The 15430-nt window shown below is 44.5% G+C and carries 11 protein-coding genes; 9 read left to right on the top strand and 2 right to left on the bottom strand.

Going from position 1 to position 15430, the window contains the following annotated elements; all coding sequences use genetic code 11:
• Nucleotides 1–70 precede the first annotated feature (70 nt).
• From zwf to ACT89M_RS17095, 4 genes are all read left to right on the top strand, one after another.
• The gene (gene zwf, locus ACT89M_RS17110; protein WP_154890521.1) at nucleotides 71–1594 is read left to right on the top strand and encodes a glucose-6-phosphate dehydrogenase; all 1524 of its coding nucleotides are present in this window, start codon (nucleotides 71–73) and stop codon (nucleotides 1592–1594) included.
• A gap of 45 nt (nucleotides 1595–1639) precedes the next feature.
• Nucleotides 1640–2305 carry a fructose-6-phosphate aldolase gene (gene fsa / locus ACT89M_RS17105; protein WP_090916923.1) on the top strand — a complete coding sequence of 222 codons (666 nt, stop codon included), beginning with the start codon at nucleotides 1640–1642 and terminating at the stop codon, nucleotides 2303–2305.
• 66 nt (nucleotides 2306–2371) lie between these two features.
• Complete coding sequence (gene gndA, locus ACT89M_RS17100; RefSeq protein WP_154890519.1) at nucleotides 2372–3790, top strand: NADP-dependent phosphogluconate dehydrogenase; 1419 nt, start codon at nucleotides 2372–2374, stop codon at nucleotides 3788–3790.
• A 281-nt stretch (nucleotides 3791–4071) separates the two neighbouring features.
• Nucleotides 4072–5175, top strand: a complete 1104-nt coding sequence (locus ACT89M_RS17095; RefSeq protein ID WP_308722000.1) for a metallophosphoesterase — start codon at nucleotides 4072–4074, stop codon at nucleotides 5173–5175.
• A 58-nt stretch (nucleotides 5176–5233) separates the two neighbouring features.
• Here the strand turns inward: ACT89M_RS17095 and ACT89M_RS17090 are convergent, their stop codons facing one another.
• The gene (locus ACT89M_RS17090; protein ID WP_308721641.1) at nucleotides 5234–6250 is read right to left on the bottom strand and encodes a hypothetical protein; all 1017 of its coding nucleotides are present in this window, start codon (nucleotides 6248–6250) and stop codon (nucleotides 5234–5236) included.
• Nucleotides 6251–6517: 267 nt separating this feature from the next.
• Between ACT89M_RS17090 and licT the strand changes: the two genes are divergently transcribed.
• The 4 genes from licT (at nucleotide 6518) to ACT89M_RS17070 (ending at nucleotide 11601) form a co-directional block, all read left to right on the top strand.
• Complete coding sequence (gene licT / locus ACT89M_RS17085) at nucleotides 6518–7360, top strand: BglG family transcription antiterminator LicT (protein WP_090916914.1); 843 nt, start codon at nucleotides 6518–6520, stop codon at nucleotides 7358–7360.
• A 124-nt stretch (nucleotides 7361–7484) separates the two neighbouring features.
• Nucleotides 7485–9410 (top strand): beta-glucoside-specific PTS transporter subunit IIABC, encoded by a 1926-nt coding sequence (locus tag ACT89M_RS17080; protein WP_154890517.1) that lies wholly within the window; start codon nucleotides 7485–7487, stop codon nucleotides 9408–9410.
• Nucleotides 9411–9426: 16 nt separating this feature from the next.
• Nucleotides 9427–10890 carry a glycoside hydrolase family 1 protein gene (locus ACT89M_RS17075; protein ID WP_487344763.1) on the top strand — a complete coding sequence of 488 codons (1464 nt, stop codon included), beginning with the start codon at nucleotides 9427–9429 and terminating at the stop codon, nucleotides 10888–10890.
• A gap of 138 nt (nucleotides 10891–11028) precedes the next feature.
• Complete coding sequence (locus ACT89M_RS17070) at nucleotides 11029–11601, top strand: 5' nucleotidase, NT5C type (protein ID WP_487344762.1); 573 nt, start codon at nucleotides 11029–11031, stop codon at nucleotides 11599–11601.
• A gap of 34 nt (nucleotides 11602–11635) precedes the next feature.
• Here the strand turns inward: ACT89M_RS17070 and ACT89M_RS17065 are convergent, their stop codons facing one another.
• A complete protein-coding gene (locus ACT89M_RS17065) occupies nucleotides 11636–12517 on the bottom strand; it encodes an AraC family transcriptional regulator (RefSeq protein ID WP_154890514.1) in 882 nt (293 codons plus the stop codon).
• A gap of 137 nt (nucleotides 12518–12654) precedes the next feature.
• Here ACT89M_RS17065 and ACT89M_RS17060 point away from each other — a divergent pair, with 137 nt between their 5' ends.
• Nucleotides 12655–15345 (top strand): family 78 glycoside hydrolase catalytic domain, encoded by a 2691-nt coding sequence (locus tag ACT89M_RS17060; protein WP_154890513.1) that lies wholly within the window; start codon nucleotides 12655–12657, stop codon nucleotides 15343–15345.
• Nucleotides 15346–15430 lie beyond the last annotated feature (85 nt).

Genomic DNA, 15430 nt, shown 5'->3' with positions numbered 1-15430 from the left:
ATAGCTATAAAACGTATTATAGTGTAACTACAACAAAGAAACCAGAGTTACTTGGAAGGAGCACGGTAAGATGGAACCAACAACAATTGTTTTATTTGGTGCTACTGGAGATTTAGCCAAAAGAAAAATATATCCTGCCCTATATAATCTGTACCTTGAGAAAAAGCTTCCTGAAACCTTCTCCCTGATCGGCATGGGCCGCAGAGAATGGTCGGATGAATTTTTCCAAGCTCAAGTGGAAAAATCTTTACATGAGTTCTCCAGACGTCAAGGAGATCATCAATCAGTAAAATCATTTGTAAAAGCTTTTCGCTACAGTGTATTGAATATCACACATAAGGAAGATTATATAAAGTTGCTTCAATTGGTTGAGCAAAGAGAAGCTGAACTGGGCATCCCATCCAATCGCTTGTTTTATCTCTCGGTTGGTCCGGAATTCTTCGAACCGATCGCTGAAAATATTCAGGCAAGCGGGCTTGGTTCAACGCAAGGGTGGAAACGGCTCGTCATCGAGAAGCCATTTGGTCATGATTTGCAGTCAGCACGTGACCTTAACCGCAAGCTGAGTGAATCCTTCACAGAGGAAGAGATTTATCGGATTGACCACTACCTGGGTAAACCGATGGTTCAGAAGCTAGAGACACTTCATCAAAGCAACCCGATTATGAAGGCTCTCTGGAACAACCGTTACATCTCTAACGTGCAAATTACGGCAAATGAGACTGTAGGTGTCGAAGAACGCGCATCCTATTATGATCATGTAGGTGCTGTGCGTGACATGTTCCAGAATCATATGTTGCAATTGCTTATGATGATGGCGATTCAGCTTCCATATAACAGCACTTCCGAAAATGTGGGCCAGAAGAAGAAACACATTATGGAGTCCATTCAGCCCCTTCAGAAACAAACAGTCGGAGCAAGCATCATCCGTGGACAGTACGCTGCAGGCAGCATTCAAGGAAAACCGGTACATGCTTATGCAGATGAACCAGGTGTTGCCGAGAACACGATGAATGACACATTTATTGCCGCGAAGCTGCAAATTGATGATTTCTTCTGGAGAGGTGTTCCGTTTTACATCCGTACGGGTAAAAGAATGAAGGAGAAATCAACACGAATCGTGATTGAGTTCAAAGAACCTTCTGGCCAAGGTCACCTGATCAAGAACAACGGTTCGAAGCCGAACCTGCTTGTGATTGAGATGAGCCCGGATCAAAGCATGACACTGCAACTGAACGCAAGTGATCCTGAAAATAAAGGGGAGTTCAAACCCGTTCACATTGATCTTGCTCCTAATCAGGGAGATCTGGCAGAAGCTTATGAGAACTTGATTCGCGATGCGTTGCATGGTGATCCGACATTTTTTGCACATTGGGATGAAGTTGAGTTATCCTGGGCTTGGGTGCAACCGATTCTGGACGCATTCAATGAAAATCTGCTACCACTTCACTTATATCCGGCAGGAAGCTATGGACCAGCGGAGTCGGATGCCATGCTTGAGGCGGAAGGTCATCATTGGTGGTTTGATGAACCAAGTGAACTGATTTCCGAGCAAGACAGCGATGTACCGATCGCAGTTAACGGCAACATTTAATTCAAAACAACTTAAAAAATCAAACTAATCGGAGGTTATTTAATCATGAAATTTTTTATCGATACAGCTAACGTGGAAGACATTCAAAAAGCGTACAAAATCGGTGTATTGTCTGGTGTAACAACTAACCCTTCCCTGGTAGCCAAAGAAGGCGTGAAATTCGAAGACCGCATCGAAGAAATTCTGAAGCTTGTGCCTGAAGTGGAGTCTGTTTCCGCTGAAGTAACGCCAGATGCGCTGACTGCTGAAGAAATGATTGCCCAAGCGAATGAATTGATCAAAATCAACAACAACGACAAAAACATTACGATTAAATTGCCAATGACGCTTGCGGGTCTGGAGGCTTGCCGTTACTTGACTAAAAAAGGTGTAAAAACAAACGTGACTTTGATCTTCACTGTGAATCAGGCGTTGCTTGCAGCTCGTGCAGGTGCAACCTACGTATCTCCGTTCTTGGGACGTCTGGACGACATCTCCGAAGACGGCGTACAACTGGTAGCCAAAGTAGCTGAACTGTTCCGCACACATAATCTCGATGCACAGATCATTGCTGCATCCGTTAGACATCCGGATCACGTTACACGTGTAGCGATGGCTGGAGCACATATTGCAACAGTTCCATTTGCAGTCATTGAACAAATTTCCAAACATCCGCTGACAGATCAAGGGATGGAGAAATTTGCAGCAGACTGGAAAAAAACAGTACAATAATAGCCATACGTGTGGATAAGGTTTAACGAAAAATATATATAAATCATGGAGTATCGGGAGGACATAATGAGTAAACAACAGATTGGTGTCATTGGACTTGCAGTAATGGGGAAAAACCTGGCTTTTAACATTGAAAGTAAAGGTTTCTCGGTATCGGTATTTAACCGCTCACCGGAGAAAACACATGATCTTCTGAAAGAAGCAGACGGTAAAAACCTGATCGGAACGTTTTCCATTGAAGAGTTCGTAGCTTCTTTGGAATCACCACGCAAAATCTTGATCATGGTACAAGCGGGTAAAGCGACGGATGCTACTATTGAGCAATTGCTTCCTCATTTGGATCAAGGAGATATCATTATCGATGGCGGTAATGCGTACTTCCCTGATACACAGCGTCGTAGCAAAGAGCTGGAAGCCAAAGGTTTCCGTTTCATCGGTGCAGGTGTATCCGGTGGGGAAGAAGGCGCACTGAAAGGTCCTGCAATTATGCCGGGCGGTCAGGAAAGTGCTTATGAGCTTGTAGAACCGATCCTCACAGCAATTTCTGCCAAAGTTGGCGATGATGCGTGCAGTACGTATATCGGACCTGACGGTGCGGGACACTACGTTAAAATGGTGCATAACGGCATCGAGTATGGTGACATGCAGTTGATTGGTGAAGCATACCACTTGCTGAAATCCGTACTGAACGTTTCCGTAGAAGAATTGCATGAAATCTTTACAGAGTGGAACCAAGGTGAACTTGACAGCTATCTGATCGAGATCACAGCGGATATCTTCTCCAAATACGATCCAGAAACAGGCAAACCAATGGTTGACGTTATTCTGGATGCCGCTGGACAAAAAGGAACAGGCAAATGGACAAGCCAGAGCGCGCTGGATCTCGGCGTACCATTGTCCATGATTACGGAATCCGTATTCTCCCGTTTCTTGTCGGCGATGAAAGACGAGCGTATCGCTGCAAGCAAAATCCTGAACGGACCTAAGGCCGAAGCATTCTCTGGTGACAAAAAAGCATTCATCGAGAACGTGCGCAAAGCGCTGTTCGCAAGTAAAATCGTATCCTACGCTCAAGGTTTCGCACAGATGCGAGCCGCATCCGACGAATATGGCTGGGATCTGAAATACGGCAACATCGCGATGATCTTCCGCGGCGGTTGCATTATCCGTTCGCAGTTCCTGCAAAACATCAAGGAAGCATACGATAAAGATGCAGCCCTGAAAAACCTGCTCCTTGATCCATACTTCCAAAACATCGTGGAATCCTATCAGGATGCATGGCGTGAAGTGGTAGCCGCTGCGGTGAAACAAGGTATTCCGGTACCAGGCTTCTCTAGCGCGTTGTCTTACTACGACAGCTACCGTACAGAGCGTTTGCCAGCAAACTTGCTGCAAGCACAACGTGACTACTTCGGCGCACACACATTCCAACGTGTGGACAAAGAAGGTTCATTCCACTTCCAATGGATGGATACTAACGAGTAATTTTTAAATATAAGCACCTCTGCAACAATCCTTTTGAGTTTACTCAGGGGAGAGTTGCAGAGGTGTTTTTTTGGTTTTGGCACAACTTCGGTATGTATGGTTGATAATACAGAGGTGGAGACTCTTCAAAATTTAATATCATCAAATTGTAATAAAATGTACCCATCTGGAGTCTGTAAAAGATGCTGGGGCACCTCTATTTACGTTATACTAGTTCAGACGGAACTGTATCCGTTAAAATTGCAGTATATAACTTTTTGAAGGTGGGGGTCAGGCCAGGCATGTTTGTACTCGTAGGTATTTTGTTTTTGCTCGTATATGGATTATTAGTCTTCTACATAGGCTGGAGCGGCTGGAGTTGGATGAAACCCGTAGTGGCAGCCAGATTTCGCTGGTTGTATATCGTAGCACTAGTTTTTCTAGCGGCTTCCTTTATTTTGGCGCGCATATTTGGCAGCATTTCGTTTCTCGGTGTCATCGGTTCCTATTGGCTGGCGGTTTTCTCGCTATTATTGCTCATATTACCTGTTGTGCACCTGACGTTGTGGCTTCTGCGCTTGACGCGAATTCCTAGACATCACGCTCATAAATGGGCGGGTGTAGTTACGCTGGTTTTTCTTATCTCTACAATGGGATACGGAATTTTCAACGCGTACAGTCCAGTCGTCAGACAATATAACATTCAGATTGATAAAAAGGTGGAAGGCGTCGATAAGCTGAATATTGTCATGGCTGCGGATATGCATTTTGGACTGTTGTCTGGTCCTGCTCATGCGAAACGAATGGTAGAGGAGATTAATGCCCTCAAACCTGACCTCGTCTTATATCCAGGTGATCTGATTGATGACAATCTGGCGATGTATGAGAAGAGTGGTATTGCCGACATTATCAGTGAAATCAAGGCTCCTTATGGCGTATATGCTTCACTGGGGAACCATGACAAGTTTGACGGTCCTATAGAGGATTTAATCGCTGCGTTGGAGAAAAGCAATATGCAGGTGCTTTATGACGACAAGATCGTATTGGACAACAAAATCACATTGATTGGACGGAAAGACCGAACGGAAGAAGATCGGGCAGACGTAGCAACGCTTATGCAAAATGCAGATCTGAATCAGCCTGTAATCATGCTGGATCATCAGCCGTACGATCTGGATATCGCCGAGAAGAACAACGTTGATTTAGTCGTATCGGGTCATACCCACAGGGGACAGATTGCACCGGCACAATTCATAACACAAGCGATCTATGAGAATGATTGGGGTTATCTGCAAAAGGGGTCCATGCACTCGATTGTCACCTCGGGATACGGTTTCTGGGGGCCACCAATCAGGACAAGTAGCCGTTCCGAAATTGTGCAGATCAACGTGACCTTCAGGCAATAAACAAAGCAGCCCCTTCGTGATAGAAGGGGCTGTTTTGCTTAGTTCTACAAACGGACAGTTAGTTCCGTACTCCATTTACGGGAATCGCTTCAAACGAATAAAAAGCGCCTTTTTTGTTGATTTTACCGATGAGGGTGGTGGCCCCTTTTTTTGTAAAGGTGTATTGGTTATCTTGGATACGAACGCTGTATCCTTTCAAATTCAGGCCAAAGATCGATTTTACTTTTGGCACTGCGGCGGAGAGGGCTTTCTTTTTACTCAGCTTAGGTTTGGCAAAAGACTTTTTAAAATCAGCATCATTGTTCCAGTCCGTGCCAAATTCGTTGATTACCTTCCACACCTTGCCGGTGCTACTTCCAATATGCACTGAGTTTATACTACTATCATCCTGATATACCCAGAGTGTATCTTTGTTTTCTTTGGTAAGCAATGAATAATCAAATGCCTTAACGGATGAGATGCCAAGCATTTTGAGTGAGTTTCGGGCTTTGTTCGTAAGTGTAGCTCGTGCATCCCTAAGATCATACAGAATACTTGCTGACAATTGGTTGTTATGATCCACATCAACGTATAAACTTTGGTCATGTCCCCAGATCACCCAGTAGTTTTTGAGTCCGCTGTCGTTTACATCTTGTTTAACTCGCCAGAAGGCATCCGCTTTAAATTTTTTGTCTTTGTCGAAAGACTTCAGGAACGATTGTATTTTGGTGTATAAAGCTTGATCCAATACTTTGTTAAGATCATCCGCTTTATAATTGATTAGGGTAGAAGTAACTTTTCCCATTTTGGAATTATAATTTTGAGAGACATCGGCCTCGGCTAAGCCAGTTAATGTACTATTAACCATCCAATCTTCAAATGCAGTGTCTGCCGATGTGAATTGAATCGTTTGTTTTCCAGCCAGTGCTGTGATGGCATCGGTTAATTGCTCAGTCACTTTTTGATCGAGATTCAGCGTATTGGAAACATCCTGAACCACGGAAGTAGGACTTGATTCTGCCCAAGCGGCGGGAGCTATAGATAATAATAGTGACATAGAAGTGACCGTTGCGGTGATAGAAATCAATTTTTTCAAGACGTATTCCTCCTGTTACGTAAATGTAATTGTGATTGCATTAGATATTTGTAGTTGGATACACTATTAACGTGGATGAAAAGGAAAATGTTGCATACTCTATATTTTTAACTTATGCCCTTAGTTGACACCGTTTTCAGCTTGTGCTAGACTACTTGCGAGGCTTGTTACCGGTAAAGCGGGCAAAACCACAATGGAAATGATCTTATTATTTCTATTTTGGTTTTGCCCTTTTTTATGTCTCAAAATAAACCAGGTGGGTCCATTATGATTATTAAACAGATATTTAATAACAATATCGTCAGCACAGTAGATGATAAAAATCAGGAATTGCTGATCCTCGGCCGGGGTATCGGATTTAAGTTCAAAGCTGGCGATGAGATTGACGAAGAGCGAATCGAAAAGGTGTTTCGTCTTCAGGATACATCGATTTATGAGAAATTCAAATCCATTGTAGCTGAAGTACCAATTGAGATTTTGCAGGCAACCGATGACATTGTAACGCTGGCACGAACGCAGCTGAGTAAAACGATCAGTGACGGGATTTATGTTTCCTTGTCTGACCACATTCATTTTGCTGTTCAGCGGTTGGAGAAGGGAATGATTACGCGCAATCCGCTCTCGTGGGAAGTGCAACATTTCTATAAGGCAGAATACGATGTGGCCAAAGAGGCGTTGACCTTGCTAAAGGAAAGACTGGATATCGAATTCCCTAAAGATGAAATATGTAACATTGCACTGCATTTCATCAATGCGGAAGTCAACGACTCCATGAATGATGTTACACATCTGATGCAGTTGCTGCAGGAGATTATGAACATTATCAAATATCACTTTAATGTCGAACTGGATGAGGATAGCGTGAACTATTTCCGTTTTATCACACATCTAAAATACTTCTGTCAGCGAGTCATTACACATTCGACTCATGATGATGCGGAGGAGTATCTGTATGAGGTGGTCCGGAAAAACTATCCGGAGACCTTTAAATGTATCGGCAAGATTGAGACATTTATCCATAAAAATTATCAATACGATATGACTCACTCGGAGCAGTTGTACCTTACCCTGCATCTGGAGCGTCTCATGAAAACAAAACGGGAAACGTAACGTTTTCCTAAACGCTATGGGCTTGTTACTGTTCAATCAGGCAATACCCGAATGAAAGTATGCAGGTACATCTGCGTATTTTTGTTCGGGTATTTTTTATGGGGAAATTAAGGAGGAAATGAAGATGAAACATCAAGACACGGCACAGCAGATCATCAAAGCCGTTGGCGGAAAAGACAATATTAACTCGGTTTATCACTGTGTTACCAGGCTGCGCTTTGATCTGAAAAGTAATGAAAAAGTCGACAACGGCGCGCTCAAACAGCTGGACAAAGTGATGGGTACTAACATTTCGGGGGATCAATTCCAGGTCATTATCGGTAACGATGTGTCCAAAGTGTTTGATGCGATGGTGAAGGAAGAACCGTCCATTCAGCAAAACGCAGATAACAAGCAGGCTAAGCCGGAGAAAAGTAAAAATGTAATCCTGAACATCTTCGAAACGATTGCTGGTGTATTTGCTCCCATGCTGCCGGCCATAACAGCCGCAGGTATGTTAAAAGGGTTACTGGCCCTGTTCGTTTCACTGGAATGGATGTCCGCTGGTACAGACACATATCGTATCCTGTCCGCGATTGGTGACGGTGTGTTCCATTACTTGCCACTGCTAATTGCAGTCAGCGCTGCGCGCAAGTTTGGCAGTAATCCATTCGTAGCGATTGCACTAGGTACAGCCTTGATGTATCCCGACATGGGGGCCTTGCTCTCCAGCGGAGAAACGGTGGCATTTCTAGGCATTCCGGTCACGGCGGTAAGCTATGCTTCATCGGTTATTCCGATTTTGCTGGCGGTATGGTTGATGTCTTATGTTGAAAAATGGGTGGATCGGATCATCCCTGCAGCGCTCAAACTCTTGCTTGTGCCACTGATTACGCTCCTGGTGATGGTTCCAGTCACACTGATTGCGATTGGTCCATTGGGTACATTTGTTGGTAATGGCTTGTCCGGTGGGATTAACTGGCTACTGAACGAAGGTGGTTTGATCGCTGGTATCGTACTTGGCGGTGCCATGGCACTGATTATCATGACCGGTATGCACTACGCTTTAGTACCGATTATTCTCAGCAATATTGCTACACTTGGTTTTGACAAATTCCTACCTCTGACGTTCATTTCCAATATGGGTCAGGCTGGTGCAACACTCGGTGTATTCTTCCGCGCTAAAGATAAAAAACTCAAAACCGTGGCCTTATCCACGAGTTTCACGGCTCTGATGGGTGTAACCGAACCGGCGATGTACGGGGTTAATATGAAATATAAAAAGCCATTTGCCGCTGCGATGATCGGTAGTGCAGTAGGTGGCGGTTTCGCCTTGGCTTTTGGCGCTAAAGCCTATGTACTCGCGGGGAATGGCGGACTTCCGGGGTTACCGTCCCTTGTTGGACAGACCTTCCTGTATTCCTTTGGAGGTATGATTATCGCTTTTGTTGTAGGTACGATTGTATCCATTCTGTTCGGAATTAAGGAAGAAGAGGGTGATGCAGAGGCGCTGGCCCAATTCGCTCCAGGTGCTTCTAACGCTACCTCATCAACAGATAAGGCTAACATGGTTGACGCGCCTGTCAACATAGAGGATCTTGGTGTCCCTGCACCCACGGGTGATGCTATCGCTTATGCTCCGATGACAGGCAGATCCATCCCATTGCAAGAAGTGAATGATCCGACATTTGGTGATGAATTGATGGGCAAAGGTGTGGCGTTTGTTCCTACTTTGGGTGAACTGGTGTCCCCGGTTACAGGCACGGTGATGAACGTATTCAAAACCAAACATGCGATTGTTGTCCGCAGTGATGAGGGTATGGAGCTTCTTATTCATGTTGGGATCAACACGGTGAAACTACGCGGACAATACTTTGAAGCTCATGTAGCAACGGGGACTCGCGTACAAGCTGGTGATTTATTGCTAACCTTTGAACTGGATGAGATTGCGAAGGAATATGACATAACCACTGCTATGGTTGTGACCAATACAGCCGATTATAAAGAGATTATGCCTATACAACTTGGAAATATGCAAATGGGTGAGAAGGTATTGAAAGCAAATCTGTGAACAAGGAGAGATTGATATGAACAATAGACAAGGATTTCCCGAAGGATTCTTATGGGGCGGCGCAATCGCTGCCAACCAGGCTGAAGGGGCGTTTGATGTCGGAGGAAAAGGCTGGTCTACGGCAGACATGGTTCCTTATTTTGAGAAGAAGGATTATACCAATTTGCGAGAGTTGATGCATGTCACAACTGCCAAGGTGGAGAAGGCAATGGCACATCACAGTTCGGAAGGTTATCCGAAACGATATGGTATTGATTTTTATCATCGTTTCAGAGAAGATATTGCCCTGTTTGCCGAGCTTGGTTTTAAAACGTTCCGTCTGTCCATCAACTGGCCGCGTATTTTCCCGAACGGTTATGATGAGCAGCCAAACGAAGAAGGCCTTCGTTTTTATGATGAGGTATTTTCCGAGCTTCGGAATTACAATATTGAGCCACTGGTAACCCTCTCTCATTACGAGATGCCAATGTCACTTGTACTGAAATATAACGGTTGGGTAGGTCGTGAAGTTATTGAGCATTTTGTGAAATATGCAGAAACGGTCATGACTAGGTACAAGGATAAGGTTAAATATTGGCTAACGTTCAACGAGATCAACACGACGATTATTGAGCCGTTTACAGGTGGAGGCATCATCGAGGATCGGGTGGATAACGTTATGCAGGCGTCCTACCAGGCGCTTCATCATCAGTTTGTAGCCAGTAGTTTGGTGACTGAGAGAGCACGGCAGATTAACCCAGAGTTCCAGATTGGATGTATGCTGGCCCGTATGATCCATTACCCGGCGACGTCCAATCCCGAAGATGTGCTACAAGCTCAAATCGACAATCAACTCAACCTGTTGCATACGGATGTACAAGTTCGCGGCAGTTACCCTGCGTTTATGACTCGTTACTGGTCAGATCATGGAATAAACGTGGTCATGGAGCCTGGAGACGAGCAAATACTACGTGAGCATACGGTAGATTTTATTTCGTTCAGTTATTATACTTCGTTGGTGTCTGCGGTGAATCCTGAGGATTATGGGGTTACGGGCGGGAACTTATACAGTACCATCAAAAACCCGAATCTGGAGCGTACGGAATGGGGCTGGCAGCTTGATCCGGTTGGGCTGCGTATTGCACTGAAGGAGCTGTATGATCGTTATCAATTGCCGTTGTTCGTTGTTGAAAATGGGCTCGGCGCGAAAGATAAAGTAGAGAAGGATGGTTCCATTCAGGATGATTACCGAATCGATTACCTCCGTAAACATATTACACAGATGAAGGAAGCGGTCATGGACGGTGTAGAACTGATGGGATACACGAACTGGGGAGCCATTGATATTATCAGTGCATCTACCTCGGAAATGTCCAAACGTTATGGTGTAATCTATGTGGACCAGGATGATAACGGACAGGGGACATTGAACCGGTATAAGAAAAAAAGTTTTGGTTGGTATAAAAAAGTAATTGCTTCAAACGGCGAGGATATGGATTGATCCTAGAACGAACTTAAAGGGCTTTGTTTCGTAGAATTTTGCTACGGAGCAGAGCCTTTTTCGGATTGTTCCTATGAAAATGAATGACTGAGTCCCGGATGAGATGATATACTGTGTTCGTATCAGGGAGGAATGAAAATGAGAAAATCGATTATTGCCGTAGATATGGATGACACGATTTGTCAATTGGTTAAACGGGCTATATACCATAACAACAGGAGTTTCCCGACGCACCCTCTCCAATATGAAGATATGGTCGACTGGGATACAACGCACTTGCGTCACCCTGATAGTACACATGAGGTATTTTACGGGCGTCCTGGTCTGTTCGAAGAACTGGAACTATATGACGAGTATGTGGTAGAAGAGATGCAGAAGTTAAACGAGGTATATGATCTCATTATTGTTACAGCGGCAGAACCGAGAACGGTTAATGAGAAGTGGAATTGGCTGCAACTACATATGCCGTTTATTAAACTGGAGCAATTCATTACGTGTAAACGCAAAAACTTGCTCACATTTGATCTTTTAATCGATGATGGGCCACATAATCTGATTCCGGCTGTAGAAAGTGGTCGGAAAGTAATCTGTATTCCACATCCGTGGAACAGACTACATCGTGAGCAGTATGGCTTTCCTCTAATGTCGTCCTGGAAAGATGCGAAGCTGTACATCGATGAGATGTTGCTGCCTTCAGTTCTTCATATTTAATATTAAAAAATACTACCGTAATCCAGAGCAGAAGTCATACTCTGGATTTTTTGCGATAGGCTAGCGGGCTGTCACCCGTTATTTTTTTGAAGGCAGCATGAAAGGAATCCATATCCTGATAACCAACCATTTCAGCAATCATACCCACTTTATGGTCCGATCTCTTTAACAGCTCACAACTTCTTTGAATGCGTAGATGTTGTACATAGGATCTAAATGTCTGCCCGGTATAACGGACGAACATTCTTCCAATCTTTTTCTCACTCCACCGCGATAACTGAACCAAATCACTCATAAGGATACGTTCGCCAAGATGTTGCCTGAGGTAATGAAGAATGGCTTCCAGGTCATGAAACATAGGGGGATGTGGAGTGGAGTCCATACACTTCTTCTGTTGATCCTGTCTGTAAGTCATGATAATTAATTGGCTAACCAGTGTGTCTAACATCGCAAGTGAACCTGGTCCGGGAACGGAGAATTCACGGTATAACTGATGCATTAATTCTTCCAAACGTCCTGTATGATCTGTGACGGAGATATACTTCTGCCGATTTTGCTCAAGGTCCATCAGATGTTGCATAATGTCCTCATCCCGAAGAATATGTCTCAAAGATTGTATTAATTCGGCGTTAAACAAGCAGTTATAGATGACCAAGGGTGTTTTTGTTGCATCTGTACTCACGGGGCGGAAGACGTGAGGGATTCCGATAGGAATGACAAATAACATGCCCTTGTTGACAGGTACAATATCTTCACCGATGTGGTGAAACCCACTACCTTCGGCAACATAGCTGTATTCAACAAAATCATGGGTGTGAAAGGGCATTATAAAGTTCTCAAAGCAGCGATTAACGAATAACTGTAGTGGACGGTTCAGGAATGCTTCGCTTTTCAATAGTTCTACAGACCTTTTCATACACCGTTTCTCCTTCCCACAGATGGCTGTATAAGGGGGTAAAAGAGTCCGTTTTACCGGATAATTCACACCCTGGAATCGATATAATTATATCGTAACCTACCAAGGGAAGCCATGATGGAGAGGATGATCACAATATGTTAAAGATCAGTGACCTTCGGTGTGAATATCGGTTGAATCCAATTGGTCTGGATGTCAAATCGCCCCGACTGAGCTGGAAGTTGGAATCAGATCGTAGGAATTGTATACAGGCGTCTTATCAGGTTCAGCTATCTCATACACCTGATTTTGCAGTTATCATATGGGATTCACGAGAGCTACAATCAGATCAGTCTGTTCATGTCGAGCTCGAAGGTTTTCAACCGGCTGCTCGAACACGGTATTTTTACCGGGTTCAGGTTTGGGATGCATTTGAAAATTCCTCAGGGTGGTCTGATGCCGCATATTTTGAGATGGGACGCATGGAACTCAGCACCGATTGGACCGGAAAGTGGATTACAGCCAACAGATCTGGTGAACCTGAATCATCCTGTCCACGCATGAGAAGATTCTTTCACATTGTGAAACCTGTTCTACGTGCAACCATTTATGCTACGGCACTTGGAATGTATGAGTTACATTTGAATCATACCCGGGTAGGTGAAGATTATTTTACGCCAGGTTGGACGACTTATAGTAAGCGTTTGCAATATCAGACTTATGAGGTGACTCATCAGCTTAAGACTGGAGAAAATGTGCTTGGAGCCTATCTTGGAGATGGTTGGTACTTAGGGCATCTTGGTTGGAAAATTGAACGAGAGAATTACGGTTCTACATCTGCTTTACTGATGGAGCTTCACATTCGATATGTTGATGGCTCGGAGGAGATCATCGGTTCGAATGAGGAGTGGTCTACTGCACCAAGTGCCATTTGCATGTCAGACATTTATATGGGGGAAACCTATGATGCGCGTATGGAGAGCGACTGGGGGGATCAATCTCAAGGTGCATGGTTACCTGCTCAGGTCCTTTCCTATCCAAAGGACATCATCGTTGCGCAAGAGAATGTACCTGTCATGCAGATAGAGCAACTACAGCCCATAGCTTTACTGACAACACCGCAAGGAGATCGGGTACTCGATATGGGACAGAACATGGTAGGCTGGGTGAGATTCAGTATTGAGGGGGATGCAGGGTGGGCGGTTGAACTGCACCATGCCGAAATATTAGATCACCAGGGGAATTTTTATATCGATAATCTACGTGCTGCCAAACAAAGGATACATTACACTCTCAAAGGAGGAGGGATGGAGACATATGAACCTCATTTTACTTTTCAAGGATTCCGCTATGTGAAATTAATTGGGTTCCCGGAAGAGGTTGTTTTAGATCAGTTTACAGGAGTTGTCCTTCATTCCAGCATGGAACGCACGGGCCACTTCTCTTGCTCCAGCCCGTTGGTTAATCAACTCCATCACAATATTTTATGGGGACAAAAAGGGAACTTTGTTGACGTACCCACGGATTGTCCGCAGCGGGATGAGCGGCTGGGATGGACAGGGGATGCACAGATGTTCATTAGAACCTCCGCTTATCTGATGAATACAGCCCCCTTTTTTACGAAGTGGCTTCGGGATTTGCGAGCAGAGCAAGGGGAAGATGGGGGCGTGCCGTTTTTTGTTCCGGACCTGAGAAATTCGACCTCTGAAGGCTGGGGAGATACAAGTCATTCCTCGTCTGCCTGGGGAGATGCGGCGGTGATCTGTCCATGGGTCATGTACGAAATGTATGGGGACATGCGATTGCTCAAGGAGCAATATGAAAGTATGCAGAGATGGATTGCGTATATTTATGATCAGGGAGAGAATGTCTTCCTCTGGAATACAGGGTTTCATTTCGGGGATTGGCTTGCACTGGATTCCAAGCCAGGCAGTTACGTTGGGGCGACGGACATTCATTATGTCGCAACTGCATTTTATGCATACTCCGTTTCATTGACTCGTAAAGCTGCGGCTGCACTCGGTAAATTGGAAGATGTTAAGGTTTATGATGAGCTGCATCGAAATATTGTCAAGGCATTTCAAGATGAATATGTCACTCCTGCAGGCAGACTAGCGGTTCCGACACAAACAGCGCATGTGCTCGCCTTACAGTTTGATTTGCTGGAGACATCAGCCTCTAAACGTGTTGCTGCTCAATTGACTGAACTATTAAAAGAAACACAGAATCATCTTACAACCGGCTTTGTAGGAACACCTTATTTGAATCCGGTATTAAGTGATATGGGCAGGAATGATCTAGCCTATGAATTATTGTTGCAGGAAGATTATCCGTCCTGGCTATACCAGGTGACGCAGGGAGCAACAACCGTGTGGGAGCATTGGGATGGCATGAGAGAGGATGGGAGCCTGTGGAGTGCAGACATGAATTCGTTTAATCATTATGCCTATGGTGCTATAGGAGAATGGTTGTATCGTTATGTGGCAGGGATTCAGCCTGATGAAAAGCAACCCGGATTTAAGAAGGTTCGTATCAAGCCATATCCAGGTCCGGGACTGGAATGGGCAGAAGCTAGTTTTGAGAGTATGTATGGCCAAGTAAAGTCTAGTTGGCGTCGACAGACACATGGGGAAATGGAACTTTGTGTTCAGATTCCTGCCAATACGAGAGCGGAGATACATCTGCCACATGCCGATCGTCGAACGATTAAGGAGAACGGCAGCCTGATTCATCAATCTGCTGATTATGTATTTTTAAACAAATCAGGCACAGATGTAGCTATGACTGTAGGATCTGGGAAATATCGATTCACCTACAGGATGATTACTGAAGAGGGTGAGTGTAGCTAAACCTTGTTAATTGAATATACTACAAATTAAGATTGTAATCTCCTCGCTAGCTGATTAAAATAAGATTTGGAATCTGGATTGACGG

This window comes from Paenibacillus sp. NN59 (genome assembly GCF_057597225.1).
Note: the sequence above shows the minus strand (reverse complement) of the source record. Positions and strands in the feature narration are given on the sequence as shown.

Bases quoted from the DNA above. Each gene is read 5' to 3' on its own strand.
- licT (WP_090916914.1), top strand. From the start codon at position 6,518: ATGATTATTAAACAGATATTTAATAACAATATCGTCAGCACAGTAGAT.
- ACT89M_RS17060 (WP_154890513.1), top strand. From the start codon at position 12,655: ATGTTAAAGATCAGTGACCTTCGGTGTGAATATCGGTTGAATCCAATT.
- ACT89M_RS17075 (WP_487344763.1), top strand. From the start codon at position 9,427: ATGAACAATAGACAAGGATTTCCCGAAGGATTCTTATGGGGCGGCGCA.
- fsa (WP_090916923.1), top strand. From the start codon at position 1,640: ATGAAATTTTTTATCGATACAGCTAACGTGGAAGACATTCAAAAAGCG.
- zwf (WP_154890521.1), top strand. From the start codon at position 71: ATGGAACCAACAACAATTGTTTTATTTGGTGCTACTGGAGATTTAGCC.
- gndA (WP_154890519.1), top strand. From the start codon at position 2,372: ATGAGTAAACAACAGATTGGTGTCATTGGACTTGCAGTAATGGGGAAA.
- ACT89M_RS17095 (WP_308722000.1), top strand. From the start codon at position 4,072: ATGTTTGTACTCGTAGGTATTTTGTTTTTGCTCGTATATGGATTATTA.
- ACT89M_RS17070 (WP_487344762.1), top strand. From the start codon at position 11,029: ATGAGAAAATCGATTATTGCCGTAGATATGGATGACACGATTTGTCAA.
- ACT89M_RS17080 (WP_154890517.1), top strand. From the start codon at position 7,485: ATGAAACATCAAGACACGGCACAGCAGATCATCAAAGCCGTTGGCGGA.
- ACT89M_RS17065 (WP_154890514.1), bottom strand. From the start codon at position 12,517: ATGAAAAGGTCTGTAGAACTATTGAAAAGCGAAGCATTCCTGAACCGT.